The following is a 21,457-nucleotide window of genomic DNA, read 5'->3' on the forward strand; positions in this document are numbered from 1 at the left end:
CTATTTCATGTACGCCCATGCGGATTTACCTTTCCTCTTTACAAAAACAAACAACAATAATAGAGACAAATATACAGCAGTGATACTTTGCTCTACAATCCAATTATACATATTATCATTATTCTCGAATATTTCAAACCAATAGCCGACAAAGAGTACGAATGCTGGAAGTATGAGTCCCATTTTACGGTTTCTCCATATCAGATATAAGCTATATGTTATGACTAACAGTTCTCCGAAACCACGGCAATAATACTCTAAGTGTACATTGCTGAAAACACAGGGCAAGGCTATCAGCAACATAACCGTAGATAGAATAAGTGCACATTGTACGATTGGGTGCAAGTCTCTAAGTCGCAAGAAAGATTTGGAAACCACAGTGCCAATTTTAAAATTGGAGCACAGGATAAAGAGCCAATAATAGAGTATAATAAACACGTATGTCTGGAAGTCGTTTCCATTACCTACGATATTCTGAATAAAAGCGACAATAAGCAGAAGGAAGATTGGTAAGATTTTATAGGCAGGTTTACCCATTATCATTCTCACAGCGAAGAATAACGTTAGCAACATACATGCTGAAGTTATTAAACTTGAAATGCCCCATTTTGAAATTTCTGAAAAAGCGATTCCTAAAGAGAAAAGCGAAATGCCTATGAACAATAAATTTATTGTCAGACCAACGGATTTATTCTTGTTGTCCTTAATCAACCCTATTTTATTCAATGTTGCAGTATAGTTTTCCTGTTTTGTCCTTTTTAAATTTGAAGGCAGGCTGTAGGCGAGTAGTGAGAATAAAGCAGGGACTGTTGAAACGATAGAATTTCCAAAGAACTCATTGGCTGCTCTATCGTAGTTTAAGTTATTGGTAATTGTATATAATAAAGCAAAGATTAAAGGTGAGCAGGTTATCCATAATATATTTTTGCTTAGTCCAATATCGTTCAATCGGCGAAGAGCGACAGCAAGAATTGGTAACAAAGCCCATATACAACCTAAGAAAACGCATAGGAACTCACTTTTGTTATAATTCGTAGAAGAAATCCCGACAAATAGAAGAACATCTAATATAAAGCCGATTATCCAAATGGGGATGGATATGAAAAAGGCTGTCCAAAATTCGGCACGGGTTGCGTTTCCTTTAAAATTCAGAAGGTTGGTGAACTGTAAGGCTATGCATGTTTTCAGACTTTGCACTTCCTTAGGCTTTTGTACATCAACAGGAACAACATCGTTGAAAGATGTTTGTTCGTCATTCGTGGTGTTATCCTGTACTGTATTGGCATGAAGCTCTTCTAAAAATTGGCGAACAGACTGTATGCGATGTTTGCAGATAGGCGCCATTGCGCTTTCTATCGCATGGATGCTTGCCGCATGTACGTTTTCCTTTTCCAAGGCTGTGGCAGGGAATCCTTCGTTGAGAATAGCGGTTGCTTCCGGAGGTCGTTTGCCAGTCAGCATTTTGAACAGTGTGGCACCCAATGCATACACGTCAAGTGTGGCGGGGAATGTGCCGTATTTCTTGAAATGTGCTTGTTCTATAGGGGCATAGCCAGGAGTGCCAAGACCGATGGTGGTACTTGACTCCGGTTCGCCGTTGTCGGTAAACTGTTTGGAAAGCCCGAAATCTATTAAGCAATAGTGTCCGTTCGCCCGGCACATTACATTTTTAGGCTTCACATCCAGATGCAGCATTTTATGGTCGTGCATGTAAGAAAGTGCTTCGCCTATTTCACGGGTGATTCCGATGGCCTTTTCTTCGGATATTTTCCCATGCTGTGCGATGTAATTGTCTAAATTGTTGCCTTCTACATACTCCATCACGTAATAGGAGGTTTGATTCTCATCAAATACATCGTATACTTTCACTATATTAGGATGTGAAAGTTTTGCCAGATTTTCGGCTTCCTTTCGGAATTTCCGCTTGTAGTTGGCGCAAATGCTGCCCGATGTGCCGTCTACTGAACTACCATTGGCATTACGGTTGTTGATGTCGGCCATGAAAAATTCTTTGATGGCAACTTGGGCTTCCACTTCTATCTCGCCTAATGCACCTTGGCTTTTAAATTTAGAAGTGGCTAAATAGGTAATGCCAAATGATCCTTGACCAAGCACCTTTTTGATTTTGTATTTCCCTCCTTGTAGGAGCGTGTCATTCGGTAAATGCATAAAACTATTCCTCCGTCCATTGACATTTGCAATACGGACAATTTTTGTTTTGCCTTAAGATGTTGTAGGGTTGGTTGCCTAAGAAGTGGTGGCATTTCGGGTTGGGGCATACGTACCGGTCCTGGAACTTCTCGTTCAGTTGCTCCGTCTCTTCAATGGATTTGTCCGTGAAGCGTTTGTAAAAGCCTATAAGCATCACAACGAGCGCTATTCCAGTAAATACCAGTGCGAAAGAACGTATTTCGGGAGCTACACCTGCTATAAGACCGCCCAACATGGAAAAAGCGATGGGAATACTTGCCAAAAGCCCGATGTTTTTTTGGCGGATTTTTATCTGTTTCAGGCTACCGCTGTAGTCATCCCATACATTCTTTAAATGTTTAATGGAGTATGGTCCGCTTCCGGTTCCAATGTTTTCACCAACACCACCTCCGCCGACGGTTAGGATTTTCTGGGCAGTGTTTATTATTTCCGTTACATTAATGCCAAATCGGTCCTTGCCCAAAGTAATGGCACTGGCCGTATCAATGCGTTTCGACATAATCTCCGTTCCATTCACAAATGTCACATTCTGCGCTTTCAGATTGGTCAGAGTCATGTTGCCAGCTTGGTCCACTTCAATTTGACAATGCGCGACACCTTCTGCCGGCTTGCATCGGCTCACGCTGTTGGGTACTGAACTTATTTGCCCTAACGTAGCGATTTTAGGCATTCCTTTTATGGCTATCAATAATCGGCCTTGTCCCGGTTCTTTCCCGATGAGGATGGTCTTTCCTTTTAATGCGTCTGTCATATGGTGTAGTTTTTATTAGTTCTCGGTATGTTTTTGGGATGCGGATTTTTTTCCTGTGATGGATGTCACATATAAGTCCTTCAGTTTCTTTAAGGCTTCTTTCGAAATAGGCAGTTGGTAGGCGAATACTTCCCCGTCACTTAACGTCAACTTTTGGCGCAGCACTTCAATGTGGTACACGTAGTTGAGGTTGATAATAAACCGTTTGCCGATGCGCGCGAAGATGGACGCCTCTTCTTTCAGACTTTCGCTCAGCATAGTTCGCATCTGTGAAAGGTTCATTAAGACAACGCCTTTCAGCTTGTTGCAAAGGACGAAATTCGTGTAATTGCCGTCTGCCTCAAAATAGACTATTTTCGAAATGTCTACTTTGTAAAACTCATCCCTTGAATTGAGATACAGGTATTTTTTCATTCAATTTTATTATTTCGTAAAACAAAGGTATGGCGTCTTCATTATTCGTTTAATGAAATCGTCCAAGCAAAGATAAAGAAAATTTTTGTGAAATTTCGCTTCATAGCGGCTAAAAAAATGCCTTTTGAACTACAGTTTTTCGCTGCGTCACATATTTTTTAATGTCGTTTTTGGGTTAAAATGCCTATATTGTATCTATTTGTTCCTATTCGTGTACTAAGTGGATTTTTAGTAATTGTGATTGTTGGATAAATTGACGCATTCCGTTTTCTTCCTGAAAGCTTCTTCCTGTGAACGGTTTTCCAGTCAGTCGCAAGCGCATTGAATACCCTTCTCCAATCATTGCATGCCCCTTCTCAAAAGATAGTTAGTTTTGGCTCAAAAGACAGTTAGTTTTGGTTGAGAAGGTCGTATGATTTGATGCAAAAGAGTGTATGCTTTTTAATTTGCAAAGTCGGAGTCCGGTATCCCGCATGTGCTTTCGGTCACTTCATATTGTCACTTATCTTTGTAACATATTAACTCAAATACATAAATCTGGTATAATTATGATAGAACCGGTATATTCTGCAGCTCCCGACAGATATGAAGGGAAGATGAAGTATCGCAGATGCGGCAAGAGCGGAATTCTTCTCCCTGAGATTTCTTTGGGATTGTGGCATAACTTCGGCGATGTGGATACATTGTCAAACAGTAGGAAAAAGTTGCATTATGCTTTCGATAATGGTATAACCCATATTGATTTGGCCAATAACTACAGACCTTCGTACGGTTCGGCGGAAGAGACTTTCGGACATATAATGAAGACCTCATTCGCTCCGTATCGTGACGAACTCTTTATCTCTACCAAAGCCGGACATGATATGTGGCCCGGACCGTACGGAGAGTGGGGCTCGAGGAAAACGGATGACCCTGAAACTCCGTTGGAGGAAACATTGCAGGCGCTTGTTGATATTGTGAGAATGGGAAAGGCATTATACGTCGGAATATAGAAATATCCTGCCGACAAGGCCGGGTCAGCATACGGATATCTGAAGTCCGAAAAAGTGCCGTGTCTGTTGTATCAGGGCAGATATAATATTATAAACCGTGAGCCCGAGGAAGACCACTTGCCCGGGGCTTGCTGACAGACAGGTATCCCAATGGCATACCTGATGATTAGAGAATAGCAAGAGGAGGATTCTTGGGAAAAGAGATGCGGAAACGTGTCAGTCCGTCGGAATAGGTTCGCAGGGAGAAGGTGCATCCGTGTTTTGTCAATACCTCGCGGATGAAAATCAGACCGATACCCTGGCCGTTCGGTTTTGTGGAGAAGAAAGGGCTGAAAAGTTTGGCTTCCACTTCCCGGCTGATACCCTTACCTGTATCTGCTATTTCGAGCGTTACGGGTGAATCCGTAGTACGGATGTATATGTCGCCACATTCGCCGATACTTTCAGCGGCATTCTTTATTATATTGACCAGTACCTGTTCAAACAGTACAGTATCTATTTTTACAACAGGATTTTCCGGACAAAGCTCGTTGTGGAGAGTTATTTTACGGTCGCGGCAGACAGTCTCCATAAACATGCGGCAGGCGGAAACCCTGTCGTTCAGCCTTACCTGTTCAAGATTTGGCTCCGGTATCTTTACTACATTTGCAAAATTGGTTATGAAGCTGCTCATGCCATAACAGCGTTCCACACATACCTTCATAACTTCCTGTATGTCTTCCGTATCTTCCATCTCTTTCAGTGCCTCGCTTGCTGTTTCCAGCGTGGAAGTAATACCTGCCGTGGTATTGTTTACCTCGTGGGCAATCATGCGGATAACCTTCTCGTATGCCTTCTTTTCGGCTTTAACCACTTCGGCAGTCAGACTTTCTATCAGAACAAAGGGGTGTGCAAATCCTCTGTCAACAAACGAAAGCCGTGAGCAGCGGTAAATCATCGAGTCGCTCAGGCGGATAGTGTCGGTTGTATCTTTTGGCAACCGGTCTATCTCTTCAGCCAGCGGACATTCCAGATTCTTGAACTCTTTTCCTGTCAGTTCGTTTGCCGATGTGTATCCCAGAAAGCGTAGGGCGGCAGCATTAAGCATGGAAATCTTTCCGTCGAAATCGAGTATGATAACTCCCATTGGGGAAACATTGATGAGCAAATCAAGGAAGTAGTTCTGTTCGCGGAGTCTTAACCGTTCGTTTTTCAACTGGTCCATCATTCTGTTGAACATATCTACTATACGGTCTGCTTCAGCCTGTCTTACAGGAGCAAGACGGCTGCTGAAATCCTGTTCGCGAAGCAAATCCATTCCGTTGGCTATACTGTCCAGAGGTTTTACCACTTTGCGGTAAAAATAAACCAGGACAATAAGGCTGAGAGTTATAACAGCCTCGCCTACATACTGGAGTGTTCCCTTCTCTTTTAAAGTGAAGAAGAACAGGATACCCCATGCGAACATCAGTAATATAGCCAGCAGAAAGAACAGGTTTTTCAGTTTCATCCTTATTGGGTTTAGTCGTTGAACGAAATGCCGTATTTTTCCAGACGGCGGTACAGGGCCGCGCGGCTGATACCTAATGAGAGGGCAACTTGCGAAAGATTATTGCCGTGTGCTTCAAGTGCCTGCATGATGGTACGTTTCTCCAGCTCCTCCAAGGTCAGACCTTGCAGGTTTTCAGTTACCGATGTAGTAGAAGCCGGATGATACTGTGCCTTGAAGTCATCGGCTGTAAGCAGCTGTTTGCCGCATACCAGCAATGTACGTTCTACCAGATTTTTCAGCTCACGTATGTTTCCGGGGTAGGGCAGGCGGCTCAGATAATCCAGAGCATCGTCAGTCAATTCAACAGGAGAAAGTCCGTCGGCTTTGCAGCGGCTGTCGGCAAAATGACGTGCAAGCAATGGGATATCTTCCCTTCGTTCGCGCAATGCCGGAAGATGTACCGTTATCAGATTTATACGATAGAAAAGATCTTCGCGGAATGTGTGTTCACGCACCATCTGTTCGAGGTTGGCATTCGTGGCGCACACCACTCTCACATCTACCTTCCGCGGGCGGCTTTCGCCAAGAGGTTCGAATGTCTGCTCCTGCAGGACACGGAGCAACTTGACCTGACACGACAGATCCAGCTCTCCTATTTCATCGAGGAAGATTGTACCCTTGTCCGCCAGTTCAAAACGTCCTTTACGGTCCGTCACGGCATCGGTGAACGCCCCTTTCTTATGTCCGAACATCTCACTTTCGAAAAGTGTCTGTGAGATACCTCCAAGATTGACTTTTACAAACGGCTTGTTCCTGCGCGGACTGTTCATATGTACTGCCTCTGCAATAAGTTCCTTGCCCGTTCCGCTTTCGCCTGTTACCAGTACCGATGCTCCGGTACGAGCCACTCTTTTTACTGTAGTAAGAACATCAAGCAATGCCTTGCTCTTGCCTATGATATGACTGCGGTCGAATCCGTCATCGTCAGTTAAAACCGTATCGGCAGACTTGTCTTTTGATGTCAGTTCCAGAGCTGTTTCTATGCGTTGCATCAGGGCGGCGTTATTCCATGGCTTTGTGATGAAGTCGAAAGCTCCTGCCTGCATACCCTGTACTGCCAACGGGATACTTCCCCACGCTGTCATCAATATTACAGGAACATCAGGGCAGAACAGCTTGACCTGCCTGAGCAGTATCAGTCCTTCCTCGCCATTGGTGGAAAGACTGAAATTCATATCCATCAGAATAAGTTGTGGTGTAACGGAACGGACTGTTTCTATAGCCTCTTTAGGACCGGAAACAGCCAGAACATCGTACTTTGCCCTCTTCAGCATGAAACTGAGCGAGGAACGTATTGCACTATCATCATCAATTATCAGTATCATAACTCTGCAAAAGTAAATATAATTCCTTTAATCTGTGGTTTTATTTTCTGACAATCTTTTCAAAGTCGGCATCAATTCCGGTGTTCGTCGCGAAATCCCAAAGTGTCAGACTGCGCAACTGATAATAATAATACCAGTAATAAAACAGTTCGTTGATATGCTTACGGCGTGCCTCATCCTTCTGGCTTTGCGAGTCGTTCAGGTCGAGTGTGGAAATCTTTCCTATCATGAAAGTCTCTACATTGGTGTGATAGCGTTTTCTGGCTATCTGGTCAGCCTCATCAGCCAGATGAAGCTGTGTCTGCTGGTTGTTGAACTGCTCAACCAGTATAAAGATATTCTGGTTGAAGTTCATGGATTCCTGACGCAGTTTGCTTTCTGTCACTTCGCGGTTACTCTGTGCCACTTTTACTTGTCCGCGACGCTTGCCCCAGTCCAGTATAGGAATCTTGAATCCTACTTCCACTACCTGATTGTCTTTCAACCGACGATAGGCGCTGTCGAAACGGTTGTCCGTACCGGTGAAACCTACCTGAGCGAAGAGAGTAATTTCGCGCATATTCCCTTTAGCCTTTGCCACTTCATAATCGGCCTCCAGTTGTCTGCGGCGGATATTGTGGGCGAAAGAGTTATTGGCAAGAGCTTTCTGTAGTACGTCATCATAGTCTAACCGCACGTCCGGTACAGAATCCGGGACTATAGGTTCGAGTTCTTCGTCCTCACTTAGGGCGAGGAAAGAACGTAGAGTAAACATACAGCTCTTCAACGAACTTTCATTTGAAGTCAGGGTAGAACGGGCATCGAGCACATTCAGTTCCAGTTGCAGCAAGTCATTCTCGCTAATCTGTCCCATACGTCGTTTTGCCTTTGCCACTTCGTGAAGCTTTTCGGCATTGGCAAGGTTCTGACGCGCTATCATTACGTTTTCCTTTGCCAGCAGCAGGTTGAAGAAATGATTTATGGTTGTCATTGTCACTTCCTCGGTTGCGCTTAGGAAAGCGGCTTTTGCTTCGGCATAGCGTACCGGCTCTATACGGCGGTTCCACTTTATGTTATTCACTCCGAAAATAGGCTGGCTCAAAGTAAGTGCGAGAGGGACCGACATAAATCGGTTTCCTACTGTTCCGTCCATCTGACGCAGAAAATCGAGTGAGGTGTTCAATGACAGTTTACCTCCCGTAAACCAGATGTTCTGGTCGATTGAAAGCTGTCCGTTCATCTGCATATAGTTATTTCTGACAAATGTATATGAACCGTCTTCCTGCTGGTAGGAGTTGTAGTTTTTGTTGTATGAAGGCAGATTTGCAGAAAAGTTTATTTCAGGTAGAAGGTCTGCACGGAACGTACGATATTCCCAATAGGCGGTTTTCAGCTCGTTCAAAGCCACTGCAGCATCCACACTCTGTACACGTGCCAATGTGATAGCCTCGTCAAGTGAGATGGCGCGTCGATGCACCGGAGAGTCTGTTCCTCCGGCTGCAAGCGCCATATTAAGAGAGATTAGAGAGCAAATAAGTATAACAGTTCGTTTCATAAATTCGGGAAAATTGAATTTTCAATAATGTTTATTCATCGTGCAATGCTTCTGCTGGTTGTATCTTCATGGCCCGGCGTGCTGGGTACCAGATGCCCATAACAATCATCAGAGACATGAGCAGAAACGCTCCGGCGAAGCATATTACGAAACGTGTTACCGAAACATCGGTCAGCGTATGTACCGTCAGATCGGCCAACTGGATATTGATGGTTATCACCAGTGCCGGTATCACCGCCATTAACAAGAGGACAAAACCTTCCAACAGGAAATACTGCATTATCATCTTTCGGCTACTTCCTAATGCCATACGGAGAGCAATCTCACACCGACGCTTACGGGTACGATACCAGAAGGTAGCGCAAACACACAGGAAAACATTGAAAAGGAAGAAGGCAAGTACGGTATAAACCGTATTGAGGTAGTTTACAGTTCCCTTTTGTATGTCGTAAGCCTCTTTCATATCATCGTACGAACGGATATTATCCAAATAGAAGATTCCACGGTCGAACACCGGCTGCATATCACGGCGGAAACGTTCGGCAAAACCGGCAACCTGGTCTGGTAAAACCCGTATCGCAACATGTTGCCAGAACAAGGCTTTGTCTGCAGGCAAGTAAATGAAAGGCTCATATCGGTCATAGTCATCAAGCTTGTGGCGAGGCAGAACAGCGGCTACACGGTAATTTGTTACTTGACGCTTCGTGTTCGTACTATAGGGATTGAAACAAGTACTTCCTACCGCATCGGCAGCATGAGGCAACCGGAAAATAGAATCTACTAAGTCCACACTCATCAGCACGGGAACGGGATTTTCGGCCGACGACCAATGCTCCTCGTCCAACTGCCCGGCCAATGGATTCAGGCGGAACACCTTGAAATAGGAAGATGTCACGTATCTGATGTAACAATTTACAACATGCGTAGAATCGGTATGCGGTGCATAGCCTTCGAACATCACCTCATTCGTATAAGGGACACTTCCGTAATAGGCACAAACCTCTTCCACTCCGGGATAATACTTTATCAGGTTGTACAGATAAGTGAAATCTTCTCCTGCTCGTTGATTGTCAGTATCGTTAATGAATTCCAATGGTTTGGTACCCATCGTCAGATCGAATACACACGAGGTATCATATCCTTTGGGCTTCCAGGCTGCCCCTTCGAAATTATATATTACATCGACTCCATACCACAACAATACGGTTACGATACATAATTCAGCCCAAAGCCAGGTGTTGACACGTCGCTGGTTCCATATCTGATTGAAAATCTGTTTCCACATAGTTTATTCTCCTCCCGTTAATGTATATGAAATACTCTTGTGTACGGCTATCCAGGCTGGTAACAGTACGGACAAGGCATTAAATACCAGACAAGCTGCCAGTATTATCAGAAACAATGATGGACGTAACAATAGGTCGCTATCAAACACGATACCTTCCAGTTCTACCCCGCCTGTACCGAATAACCACGTGCCACCCGCCGATACCAGTACACACGATAGGCCGTAACCCAACACACCTCCTATCAAAGTGGTAGTCAAGCTCTCGAAAAACAACCGTCCGATAATATCGGCATTGGACGCCCCATACGCCTTACGAATGGCTATCTCGCTCAACCGGCTCTGCATCTGGGCGTGAACCAGTCCTGATATGCCTACGGCGGGAACTACCAGCAGAATCACCGGCAACAATCCATAAACCAGTCCCGCATTGATACTTCCATCACGGAAAAAGGTGTACTCCGTATGTGTATATAGACGCGGATCCTGAAGGATATACTCCAGTCCCTGCTTGTTTAGCTGTTCCATCCGGCGATTCACTTCAGCGCGTACTTCCTCAGCTGAAGTATCTGGCGACAAGTGGAGGATGGTATAATGAAATCCTATCAGACCGGCGGTACTGATAGAAGGATTCACATTTTCTTCGTAAGTCAATGTAAACGGTTCCCATACATCGGCATATGCCGTCTGGAAAATGGAGCTGACATTACGTACCACACCTACGACACGGACTTCCTGGAAATCCAGTAGGAATTGCTTGCCTACCGCCTCGACGGTTCCTCCGAACAGTTCCCCCGCCAGTTTTTCAGTGATGACGACAAACCGACGTACCACACCGTCATCCCGATTGCGGACGCTCCGCCACTCGTCATCCGCCGTTTCTAAAGCAGCCCGCCCGGCATCATACTCAGCCTGAGTAAACGGACGTCCCGCCAGGAAATCGTAACTGAAAAATTCAAACCAATTGGCCGCTACGGGACGTAGCAATACAGAGTGACGGTCGGACGAGGCAGGCAAGGCACACACTGCCTTTCGTAAATCTCCGTGCCATGTCAGGTCATCCACTCCAGGCAGGTTGTCAAAAAAAGCATGGAAGGCAGTCGGACCCAATCCCCGGTATCCCCACATATTAGTACCGTCGGGACGCATACATTGTGTGCCGTAGTTGTAAAGTACCCTGCTGCGACGTGTCTCCGGTGCTATATCTGCCGTACGGAAATCATAAACCATCACCACCACCATCACAAAGGCCATGGTAACCGCCGTTCCTACTACACACACCGCCGTATAGAAACGGTGCTGATTCAGTTGGTTGAAAAGTATCTGTAAATTATGTATCCAAGCATATTTCATAGTTTAAATCGTTTATGAATCAAACAAAAAACTGTTTTATTCGTCTCTCAAAGCTTCAGTCGGGGCAATATTACTTATCCGGTGTGCCGGAATATAGATACCTGTCAGTACTACCAGAAGCAGGATGAGATAGATGATGAATGACACTATAAGGAAGTGCTGTCCGAAATTGTCAATCCAACAAGGTTGTGTTATGGCATTGATATAGCTGCTTACCTCATGTAGCCCTTCACTGAGACCATATTGCATATATATTATGCATCCTATAAATGTAGCTATGGTTGTCAGTGCCGTACCTTCACCAAGCAGTAGCAGACGGATGTTGTGTGGTGTAGCTCCATACGACAGCATCACCCCGATTTCTTCACGTCGTGTACGTGTCTGTAGCCAGAAAGTACCTATTACACCGAGGCAAAGATTTATAAGGAAGAACATTGCTACACTCAGATTTCGACGATATAGTGAAGTGCTGCTGTAAAACTCGCTGTCCGCAATAAGGTCGTCATACGACTGAAGGTCGCGTGCATAAAGATTGCCCGCCCGCATCTCACGAAGCATCCATGGCTTGAAATCATGAAGGAAGCGTTCCATGCTGACTCCTTCTTTTATACGGACCACAATATGCATATCTTCCAGATTATCAAGAATGTCGGGATGACTTTCTGGAATGAATACAGTCGGCAAAGGACGAAGGTCATTGGCATATTTGAAAGGTTTTACAGTACCCACAACAGATACATAGGTGGTATCTTTTCCCTCTGCCTCCCAACAGCGCTGTCTGTTATAAGTCTTGGTATGAAACATGCCTTCCAAAGCATCCTCTGTCAGTATTATATCGGATTCGCTAAAAGTATAGTCAGAAAGCTGGTTTACTGACATGCTGCCTTCTCCATGCTTGAAACCGTATGTTTCAAAGAAATTGGTATGTGGCCAGAAGGAAATGTTCATAACGGTAAAATCTATAGAATCCCCTTCTGCTGTCAGGCTGGAACTGCTGCTGCCCGCTGAGCATGGATATGCGAAAGAAACCATAGGAGTGGCATTCTTTACATCCGGATGCTGCCGTGTACGTTCAACAATATTCATGTATGCTTGCATCAGAGAAGCAGAATCCGCGCCTTGGGGATCATAGCCGGGGGCTTGTGGCTGGAGCATGGCTACTGATACCATGCATAGCCGGTCTGCGTCATAACCAAGTGGACGTTGACGGTCGTATGTAACAACGATTACTGGGTCGAATATAATCCACGAAAGTACAGCCACCAATATCAGTTCAGCCATAAGCCAACCGTTGTTACGGCGACGGGACCATAAGTTCTTAAGTATAAGTTTTAGCATAATATTACCTTTTTTCGTAAAGAGAATATACAATAGGTTTACGGAGCGACATCCATGCCGGGAGTAATGCTGACAGAAGGTTCAGCAAAAGGCAGAGCAGAAAGGCTATGCCAAACACTGTAGGTGCGAAAAGCATTTCGCCGGACACATATAGATTTGCACCTTCAGGAGTGGCCATAGGCCAGTCGCTGAGTAGGGTGAAAATCCATTCACGTCCCAGATAGACGGTGGTCCATGCCACTATCAGTCCTATAATGCCGCCTGCTACGGTAAGGAAAAGATTTTCCCACATAACCTGCGACAGAAGTGCGCCTTTGTTGGCTCCGAATGACTTGCGGACACCCATCTCCGGCAGACGGCTTTCCATACGGCTGGCAATGAGTCCGCTCAGGTTCAGGGCAGGTACCAATAGCAATACTAATACCACGACTATAAGATATCCTGCCGATTTCCAGAAACTGAAGCTGACATCTGATGGACGTTCCTGAAAAACACTTGCGAAGTGTGAAGTTGGTTGCTCCCACAATTCTATACTCCAGGAATCCTTGTATTCCAGGTTTACACGCCTTGTCAGTTCCTTTATTTCGGCACGTAGGGCATCAGCCTGAGCATCATCTTTAACAAGGAAAGTAATGTTATATTGACCGCAATAAGGAAACCTTTCGGTGAGTGGCTTCTTATAATTCGGAATAACCGAGTAGGGAAGATATACCTGTGCGTACGATTCATTTGTAAGGTAGCTTGCTCCACGGACTACTCCACACACACGATAGTCAATATAGTCAAGTGTGAACGAACGTCCCACTACTTCATCTGTGCTTCCGAAAAGTCGTCGGGCTAGATCATCCGATATGACAGCTGTACGTATGCCGCTTTCCAAATCAGAATCAGTGAATGGGTTGCCATCTACAAAACGCAATGGGTAGATACGGAAGAAAGCAGGGTCCACCAGCTTTAATGCCGGACGAAAATCACCGCTACGGTCGGCTGGCTGGATATATCCGGCTCCAGACATTCCGCTTCCCAAATGGGCTGAAACCGCTACAACGTTTTTTAGAGTATATATCCATTCCTGTAATGCACGATAACTTAGGCCTGCATTCAAGTTGGATTTCTCTTTTTCCGAATGAAACAAGGCATTGGTCAAATATAAAGTGTTGCTTCGGTTTTCTTCTGGATACACCGGTGCCAGCTTTACATAGTAAATCACAGCCATGATAACCGTCATTGCAATTGCAAGGCCTGTTCCTGTAATGTAAAGAGTACTGAATAGGCGGTTCTGCCTCATCAATTCAATGGCTTGTTTAAAGTATGTTTTTATCATATAGAAGTTTCTTGATATTTTATCCTATCTGACGTCCGTCAAAGAAACGTACGGTTTCATTCATCACGTAAAGCCTCCGTAGGCGAAATGGCGCTTATCTTCCGGGCGGGAATATAAATGCCGACCAACACTACAACTAATAGAATCAGGTAAATGATGAACGAAACGATAAAGAAGTGTTGCCCGAAGTTATGAACCCAATAAGAATCAGTCGTTTCCATACCTGTCTGTCCTTGAGCCAATCCTTCACTGATAGCATATTGCAAATAAAACAGACATCCTATCAGGGTAGAAGCTGTAGTAAGCATAATTCCTTCACCCAACAGGAAACGAACAATGTCTCTCCGCGTAGCACCGTAAGATAACATAACCCCAACTTCTTCACGACGATTGCGAGTCTGCACCCAAAATGTTCCAGACACACCCAGACACAAATTGATAAGGAAGAACACCGCCATCGCCACATTTCGCTGATAAAGTGTCATCGTTCCCGTATTATACTCGCGTTTGGTTATCAATTGCTGATAAGACTCTACCTTCTGTGCATACAAATTACCGGCACGCAGTTCACGCACCATCCACGGATGAAACCGGTGCAAGAACCGATCCATGCTAACCCCTTCTTCCAGTCGAACCAATATTTTTACATCATTAGGAAAATAACTCAAGTCAATGGAATTCATTGGAACAAAAGTCACAGGTATGGGTTGCCAGTCACTATACATACGGAAAGTACCTGTAGTACCTACTACATTCGTATATAGTGTATCTTTACTACTAATTTGCCAAAAGCGGCATCCCTGAGGATTGTCTGTATGAAAGAATGTTTCCAGCGTATTTTCCGAAAGTACCAAGTCACCTTCCTTGTATGGATAATCTGAAAGTTCTTCCAATGTCATTCCCTTGCCCGGACGAAAGCCATACGTTTCGAAAAACTGTGTATGAGGCAAAAACTCTATGTAACGCATCCGACAAGGAATGGTATCTCCTACAGGCATACGTGTCGTAATTCCTTGTCCTTGTGAGTTAGGATAAAGCCACCCTAAAATAGGAGTTGCATGTTTTACCTCTGGATAGTTACGCACTCTCTGTACCAGATTATCGTAAGCCCTTGCCAGGGAAGCCGAATCTGTGGCCTGTCTGTCGAACCCGGGAGCATTGGGGCGGAATACATTCAACGACACCAAACAGAGACGATCGGCATCATACCCCAAAGGAATCATACGGTCATGCGTCACAACCAGTACAGGGTCAAATATCACCCATGAGACAATACACACAATAATCAATTCAGCCATTAACCAACCGTAGCGGAGCCGACGGAACCATAATGTCTTAAGAATAAGTCTAAACATAGCTTTTATCTTTTTTCATAAAGTGAATTCATAATCGGATTACGCAGAGACAACCATGCCGGAATGAGGGCTGAAAGTATGTTCAGTACCAAACAGAACAGTAAGGTTATAAGAAAGACAGAAGGGGCAAACAGCATTTCACCTGATACATAGACATCTGTTCCTTCAGGTATCAGCGATGCATAACGATCGAATACACGGAATACCCATTCCCGACAGCCATACAAAGCAATCCAAGCTATCGCCATTCCCAGTACTCCACCGGCCAAAGTCAACATGAAATTCTCCCAAAGTACTTGTGAGAGCAGTTCGTTCCTTCTTCCTCCAAACACCTTGCGAATCCCCATTTCAGGCAAACGGCTTTCCATGCGGCTGGCTATCAGTCCACTCAAGTTCAATGCAGGCACCAGCAACAGAATTAACAAGATGAACAATAGATAGCGGACTGCTCTCCACCAGTTGCCTTCTCCACCGACTGACATCATCAAAGACGCATGCAGATGGGAAACCGGATCTTCATCTATGTTCATTTTTAGACCATCGGCCTCGTGCAACAGATTCTGCTTGCGCACAATCTCGTGAACTTCTTCACACAGGGCCTTACCTTGCTTTCCGTCTTCCACCAATACCGTCACCTGAAAAGGACCACAATAAGGGACTTCTGGATAAGCTGCATCACGATACCCTTCCATCGTACTATAAGGCACATACAGGTCCGCATACGAGCGGTTTGTCAGATGACTGGCGCCACGAACCACTCCGCATACTTGATAGGTCTCGTAATTCAGCAGAAACTGATATCCGACAACTCCGTTCTCCTTTCCAAACAGACGACGCGCCAACTTGTCGGTAATAACAGCTTTTCGAATGCCACTTTCCAAATCAGACTGAGCGAAAGGCTGTCCATCGAAAAAGTGGAAAGCATAAATCCGAAAATAAGCCGGATCGGTTTCTACAATGTTCACCGGGAAATCACCGCTACGGTCGGAAGGCTGAATGTACTTCACAGCTCCGAAAGTTGAAGCACTCACCTCACGGGCATTTTTCAACGGATAAAACCACTCTTGTAATGCCCTGTACGAGTAAGAATAACTCCACGACTGAAAACGCCCGTCCTTGTTCCGCTCGAAAGACGTTCCCGACAGGTAATACGTATCTCTCCGGTTAACCTCCGGATATATAGGTGCCAATTTTACATAATAGACAACCGCTACAATCACCGTCATGGCGATAGACAGCCCCGTACCAACTATGTAAAGAGTACTGAATAGGCGGTTCTGCCTCATCAATTCAATGGCTTGTTTAAAGTATGTTTTTATCATATAGAAGTTTCTTGGTATTTTATCCTATCTGACGTCCGTCGAAGAATCGTATAGTTCTTGAGGTTTGCTTAGCCTGTTCTTCGTTGTGTGTAACCATCACTATCGTGCGTCCGTCTTCTTTATTGAGCTGATGCAGCAGTTCCATAACTTCAGCACCCATTTTTGAATCCAGATTACCGGTCGGTTCGTCGGCAAGTATGATTTCCGGATTTCCGATAATTGCGCGTGCTATCGCAACACGCTGGCACTGACCGCCGGATAGTTGTGAAGGCATGTGTCGCATACGATGGCTCAGTCCTACCTTCTTCAGAACCTCTTCTGCCAGTTGTCTGCGTTCTTTTGCCGATACGTTTCTGTACAGAAGCGGAAGTTCCACATTGTCAATCACATTCAATGAATTGATAAGATGAAACGACTGGAATACAAATCCCAGGTTCTTGTTGCGGAAAGCAGCCAGTTCCTTGTCTTTCATCCCTTCTACTACTGTTCCTGCTATTTTAATAGTTCCGCTTGTAGGAGCATCCAGCAGCCCCATAATGTTCAGCAATGTTGATTTTCCACAACCGGAAGGTCCCATAATACTGAGAAACTCACCTTTTTCCACATTCAGGTTTACATTTTCCAAAGCCTGAGTCTCTATTTCGTTAGTACGGTAAATCTTGTTGATCCCTGTCAGTTCAATCATGTTCATAGTCTGTTGTTATTTAATTGTTAGTTATATGTTTTTTTATTATAAATCTTTATTCGTTTCTTAAAGCATCGGCCGGCAAAGTGCGTGCAGCCCGTACAACCGGAATATATGTCCCTATCATCGCTATTATCAGCAATATCAGATAACTGATTATAAGAACTATAGAAAAGTGGAAGCCGAAGCGGTTCTGCCAGTATTCAGGATTCGGTACGAAATAACGGTTCATTTCTACAGCATACATACCACTGATATACGCATTATAAAGCAAGAAAGGAATGACCAGCACGAAAGCTGTTGTCAATAATAACCATGCCTCGATAAGGAATTGTCGCACAATACACCTTTGCGATGCTCCCAAGCTGCGCATCACACCTATCTCTTCCCGACGGGCATTGCTACGAATCCAGAAGGTTCCCACCATACCCAAGAAGATGCAAAGCAGGGCGAAACCAGTCAAGGCATATTGCAGGCGGAGCTTGTTGGTTACGCCGCTTGCCATCGCATAGGCCTCACTCATGTCTGAAAATTTTTTCAGACTTTCAAAATAGAAATTGCCAATGGATAGTTGAGACCCCACTTCCTGCTGGAAACGCTGTATGAAGGCTGATTCGTCCACACCTGATTTCAGACGGATGACAAAAGGATACATCCACGCCATATAAGGACTTCCGTGCATATCATCATACATGTGGACAATGAGCGGATAAGGCTGTTCGTAATCACGGTGCTTGAAGTCACGGAATACACCTGCCACTTCCGAAGGTTCATCGTCCTCATAAACTTTTTTCCCAACTGCATCTGCCGTACCAAATAGACGTAGGGCTAACAGTTCAGATATGAAGACTTTTCCTTGAGTCTGTTCGGGTAACCGGATATCATCGCCCGTACGGACATCTTTCATGCCGTAGGTACGGAGCATATTGCTGCCATCAAGTGTTATGAAATTGTACCACTGGGCATTTACGTAGCCTTCTTTTTTGTGTAAAGAGGCGGTATCGGCAAAAACTTGTGTTCCGCTCCACGAGTTGCTGTTAGGAAAACTTTGGTTAGCGGAAATGGACCAGCACTCTACCTCAGGCTGCTCACGCACTATGCGGGCGATACGATGGTAAGCCACCAGATTCATAGAGTCGGAAGCCATATCGGGATTGAAGTTCCCGTTCGTCGCGTCGTACATGCCGATGTTCACCACATAAAGTCCTTCGGGATTATAGCCACGGTCGATAGCACGGTTGGCGGTCAATACATAGATTGGATCGATAACTGTCCACAAGAAAAAACTGACAACCAGCAATTCCAAGAATATCCAGCCGTTCTGACGGCGCTGGTTCCATAGTTGGTGTAAAATAGTTCGTATCATGACATTTTATTTTTTCGAGTTCAACGATTCTGTGATGGTATGTCGCAACGCATACAAAGCGGGTACAAGCGCCGACACCACATTGAGCACAACGCACACGGCCAAGGCAATGCCGAATACCGCAGGATTGAACAACATTTCTACCGTGAACGAAGTGGAAAGGGAGGTATCGTAAATGTTCTTGTCGAATAGTGTCAGAATCCAGTCGCTGGCCGTCAATACAATCAAATATGAGAATACCAGTCCAACCAGTCCACCCAATAATGTCAACAGGAGATTCTCGCAAAGCATCTGCTCCAACAAACATCGACGGGTAGCTCCGTATGCCTTGCGGAGACCCAATTCTGAAATACGGCTATCCATCCGCGAAGAAATCATTCCACTCAAGTTCAATGCCGGAATGAAAAGTAAAGCCAGCAGGATATAAAGAAAATCTTTAGCCAGATCCATCATGTCCGGAACCTTATCCAAATCCTGACGGAAGGTGCTGAGCCAATATATGTCCGGTTGTCCCATAAGGTCGTATTCATAGTCTTTGTCCTGCTGTGAATACCGGCGGAACACATCCTGTACCTCACTACGTACCTTTTCAATATTCGCCTTATCGTCAACCAACAGGTAAGCGTACACATTACCCAGCAATCCCATACGGTCCAACTCTTTTTGGATGTATTGTGCATTGAGCAATGGCAGCCAAAGATCGCCCACCGTTTCTGGTGTAGCATTGGATACGTCCTGTACCACGCCACACACACGGTAATCACGTCCATTGAAACTGAAATGACGTCCCGTTACTCCCTCGACCGTAGCAAACAGACGTCTGGCCAGTGATTCGCTAAGGACGGCTACCGGTGACTTGGCTTCAACATCTTCCTGTGTAAAAGGGTGGCCTTCGATGAAACGGAAAGAAAAGAGTTTCCAAAAGTCTTCGTTGGCAAAACGTGGAACTGCCTTGAAAGGTTTTACACCCGTAGCAGACACCTGATAATTTTCCCAAGAATCAAACATACTACCGGCTACAAATTCTACATGGGGCAGGTCTGCAAGCATTTCATCAATCACATAATAAGCCATACCACCGTTGATAGTCCAGTTTTCGGGCTTGCCCTTCGGGTAGCGTTTTATCGGTTTGACAACGAGTGTCCTATTACGGTTGTATTCAGGATAGACAGGACCGAACTTTACGTAGAAGATAATGAAGAGAGTCATCACCAGCGCAATGGACAGGCCTGTACCCACCACGTATATACCGGTAAAAAGTTTGTGTTGTCCGACAAGTGTCCATGCTTGTCTGAAGTAATTCCTTATCATACTTATCGCTGTATTTATTTTCTTAGTTTCAACTTGTTCTTGTTTTTATACTGACTCATGTCGCTAATAACAACTCTGTCACCGGGCTGAAGTCCTGATACCACTTCCACATATTCGAAATTGGAATCTCCCAGACGGACCTTTCGTTTTACCAGCTCATCCGAACCGTCAAGTACAAAAAGCTGATAATCGCCGCGTCCGACGTAATAGCTTGAATTGGCAATGCGCAACACATCTTCCTTTACGGCATTCATCACATACACATCTGTTTTCAGTCCTGAGCGGAGACGTCGGTTACTGTCGTCTTCCAGCTGAACGGTAAATGAAATGACTCCGTTCTTTGAAAGCGGTGTCACACTGCTCACCTGTCCCTCAAGTTTCTCACTGCCTATCTTTACGACGGCCTTTCCGCCGGCCGCAACACGGTCGCCGTATGTGTCGGCTATCTCACCCTCAACCTTGAAATGACTCAAATCGGAAATCACTGCTATACGCGAACCTTCGTTTACCTGAGCTCCAATCTGATTGTTGATATACGTCAGAATAGCCTTGCGTGGCGAGCGTATCTGTGCCTCGTCAAGCGTACGTTTTGTCTCGGCAAGTCCTTTAAGGAAAATCTCATATTCCAGTTGTTTCACTTTTAAGTCGGCGGCCTTGACCTTTCGTTCATTGGCGAGTTGCTGGTGCAGCTGTTCCAGTTCCAGTTTTCCTGTTTCGAAATTCAGTTCTGCCTGATGAACCCTGTCCATAGTACCCGAACCCAGACTGTCGAGGTAACGTTCGTTCCTTAGTTCCACCTTCATGCGGTTCAGTTTCATTTCAGCCACCTTTACTTTCATCTCGAGGTCACTCAGGTACGTACTGTTGTTCACTTTCAGCTGTTCCAGTTGGTAGCGTTTCATCTGTTCCTCATCCAGCAGCTTATTGTATTCTGTCTTGGCGCTCTGCAGATCCAGTTTAAGAATTGGTGTACCTATATTTACGCTGTCTCCACCTTTTTTATATACTTCCAATATACGTGTGTTGATAGGGGAGTTGATAATTTCCTCGAATGCGGGGACCACCTTTCCTGAAGCGCTGACACTAACTTCTATAGTACCTTTGCTCACTTCCGAGAATACCAGGTCTTTTTCTTTCACACTGCTGCGCATCAGGGAAAACAGTATTAGGATGAGGGCTATGCAGCCACCTCCTATACCTCCATATTTTAATATTCGTCTGTTACGTTCTTTTTTCAGAACTTCTTTTGGTATTTCTCTATCCATAATAATCTGTTTTGAATAAAATTGTTCGTTATGACGCTTTTTATTATGCAAGATGTGTGCCAAAATATTAATACGCTGATTATCAGTGGAAGGCA

General features: G+C 44.9%; 16 protein-coding genes and 1 pseudogene. 1 reads left to right on the top strand and 16 read right to left on the bottom strand.

The window, feature by feature from the left end; genetic code table 11:
- Genes I6E24_RS01600 through I6E24_RS01610 form a run of 3 tightly spaced genes read right to left on the bottom strand, consistent with a single transcriptional unit; the run spans nucleotide 1 to nucleotide 3,376 of the window.
- Nucleotides 1-2,169 carry a protein kinase domain-containing protein gene (locus tag I6E24_RS01600; RefSeq protein ID WP_239469685.1) on the bottom strand — a complete coding sequence of 723 codons (2,169 nt, stop codon included), beginning with the start codon at nucleotides 2,167-2,169 and terminating at the stop codon, nucleotides 1-3.
- A 4-nt stretch (nucleotides 2,170-2,173) separates the two neighbouring features.
- Nucleotides 2,174-2,962: an FHA domain-containing protein gene (locus I6E24_RS01605; RefSeq protein ID WP_204509007.1), complete on the bottom strand. Its 789-nt coding sequence runs from the start codon at nucleotides 2,960-2,962 to the stop codon at nucleotides 2,174-2,176.
- Between the two features lie 15 nt (nucleotides 2,963-2,977).
- Nucleotides 2,978-3,376, bottom strand: coding sequence for a LytR/AlgR family response regulator transcription factor (locus tag I6E24_RS01610; protein ID WP_204509008.1), 399 nt, complete (start codon nucleotides 3,374-3,376; stop codon nucleotides 2,978-2,980).
- Between the two features lie 548 nt (nucleotides 3,377-3,924).
- Between I6E24_RS01610 and I6E24_RS01615 the strand changes: the two are divergent.
- Nucleotides 3,925-4,535 (top strand): annotated as a pseudogene (locus tag I6E24_RS01615) (aldo/keto reductase); the annotation flags it as partial.
- Here the strand turns inward: I6E24_RS01615 and I6E24_RS01620 are convergent.
- The 13 genes from I6E24_RS01620 to I6E24_RS01680 form a co-directional block, all read right to left on the bottom strand.
- Entirely contained in the window at nucleotides 4,535-5,857 is a 1,323-nt protein-coding gene (locus I6E24_RS01620; protein WP_235325713.1) for a sensor histidine kinase, read from the bottom strand. The pseudogene I6E24_RS01615 and the gene I6E24_RS01620 overlap by 1 nt on opposite strands.
- An 11-nt stretch (nucleotides 5,858-5,868) precedes the next feature.
- The gene (locus tag I6E24_RS01625; RefSeq protein WP_235325714.1) at nucleotides 5,869-7,224 is read right to left on the bottom strand and encodes a sigma-54-dependent transcriptional regulator; all 1,356 of its coding nucleotides are present in this window, start codon (nucleotides 7,222-7,224) and stop codon (nucleotides 5,869-5,871) included.
- 40 nt (nucleotides 7,225-7,264) lie between these two features.
- On the bottom strand, nucleotides 7,265-8,713 hold the full coding sequence (locus tag I6E24_RS01630; RefSeq protein WP_394800346.1) for a TolC family protein: 1,449 nt from the start codon (nucleotides 8,711-8,713) through the stop codon (nucleotides 7,265-7,267).
- A gap of 76 nt (nucleotides 8,714-8,789) precedes the next feature.
- On the bottom strand, nucleotides 8,790-10,043 hold the full coding sequence (locus I6E24_RS01635) for an ABC transporter permease (protein ID WP_235325718.1): 1,254 nt from the start codon (nucleotides 10,041-10,043) through the stop codon (nucleotides 8,790-8,792).
- Nucleotides 10,044-10,046: 3 nt separating this feature from the next.
- The gene (locus I6E24_RS01640; RefSeq protein WP_235325720.1) at nucleotides 10,047-11,396 is read right to left on the bottom strand and encodes an ABC transporter permease; all 1,350 of its coding nucleotides are present in this window, start codon (nucleotides 11,394-11,396) and stop codon (nucleotides 10,047-10,049) included.
- A 36-nt stretch (nucleotides 11,397-11,432) separates the two neighbouring features.
- Nucleotides 11,433-12,734: an ABC transporter permease gene (locus tag I6E24_RS01645; RefSeq protein WP_235325722.1), complete on the bottom strand. Its 1,302-nt coding sequence runs from the start codon at nucleotides 12,732-12,734 to the stop codon at nucleotides 11,433-11,435.
- Between the two features lie 4 nt (nucleotides 12,735-12,738).
- Nucleotides 12,739-14,058, bottom strand: coding sequence for an ABC transporter permease (locus tag I6E24_RS01650; RefSeq protein ID WP_235325724.1), 1,320 nt, complete (start codon nucleotides 14,056-14,058; stop codon nucleotides 12,739-12,741).
- A 56-nt stretch (nucleotides 14,059-14,114) separates the two neighbouring features.
- Entirely contained in the window at nucleotides 14,115-15,413 is a 1,299-nt protein-coding gene (locus I6E24_RS01655; RefSeq protein WP_235325726.1) for an ABC transporter permease, read from the bottom strand.
- Between the two features lie 5 nt (nucleotides 15,414-15,418).
- Nucleotides 15,419-16,735, bottom strand: coding sequence for an ABC transporter permease (locus I6E24_RS01660; protein ID WP_204508834.1), 1,317 nt, complete (start codon nucleotides 16,733-16,735; stop codon nucleotides 15,419-15,421).
- Nucleotides 16,736-16,754: 19 nt separating this feature from the next.
- Nucleotides 16,755-17,420, bottom strand: coding sequence for an ABC transporter ATP-binding protein (locus tag I6E24_RS01665; protein WP_204391425.1), 666 nt, complete (start codon nucleotides 17,418-17,420; stop codon nucleotides 16,755-16,757).
- Between the two features lie 55 nt (nucleotides 17,421-17,475).
- Nucleotides 17,476-18,786 carry an ABC transporter permease gene (locus I6E24_RS01670; RefSeq protein ID WP_235325728.1) on the bottom strand — a complete coding sequence of 437 codons (1,311 nt, stop codon included), beginning with the start codon at nucleotides 18,784-18,786 and terminating at the stop codon, nucleotides 17,476-17,478.
- Nucleotides 18,787-18,792: 6 nt separating this feature from the next.
- Nucleotides 18,793-20,097, bottom strand: a complete 1,305-nt coding sequence (locus tag I6E24_RS01675) for an ABC transporter permease (RefSeq protein ID WP_235325730.1) — start codon at nucleotides 20,095-20,097, stop codon at nucleotides 18,793-18,795.
- A gap of 14 nt (nucleotides 20,098-20,111) precedes the next feature.
- Nucleotides 20,112-21,362 (bottom strand): efflux RND transporter periplasmic adaptor subunit, encoded by a 1,251-nt coding sequence (locus tag I6E24_RS01680; RefSeq protein WP_235325732.1) that lies wholly within the window; start codon nucleotides 21,360-21,362, stop codon nucleotides 20,112-20,114.
- Between the last annotated feature and the right edge of the window lie 95 nt (nucleotides 21,363-21,457).

It is taken from the genome of Bacteroides caecigallinarum, from assembly GCF_021530995.1.
Taxonomy (GTDB): Bacteria; Bacteroidota; Bacteroidia; order Bacteroidales; family Bacteroidaceae; genus Phocaeicola; species Phocaeicola faecigallinarum.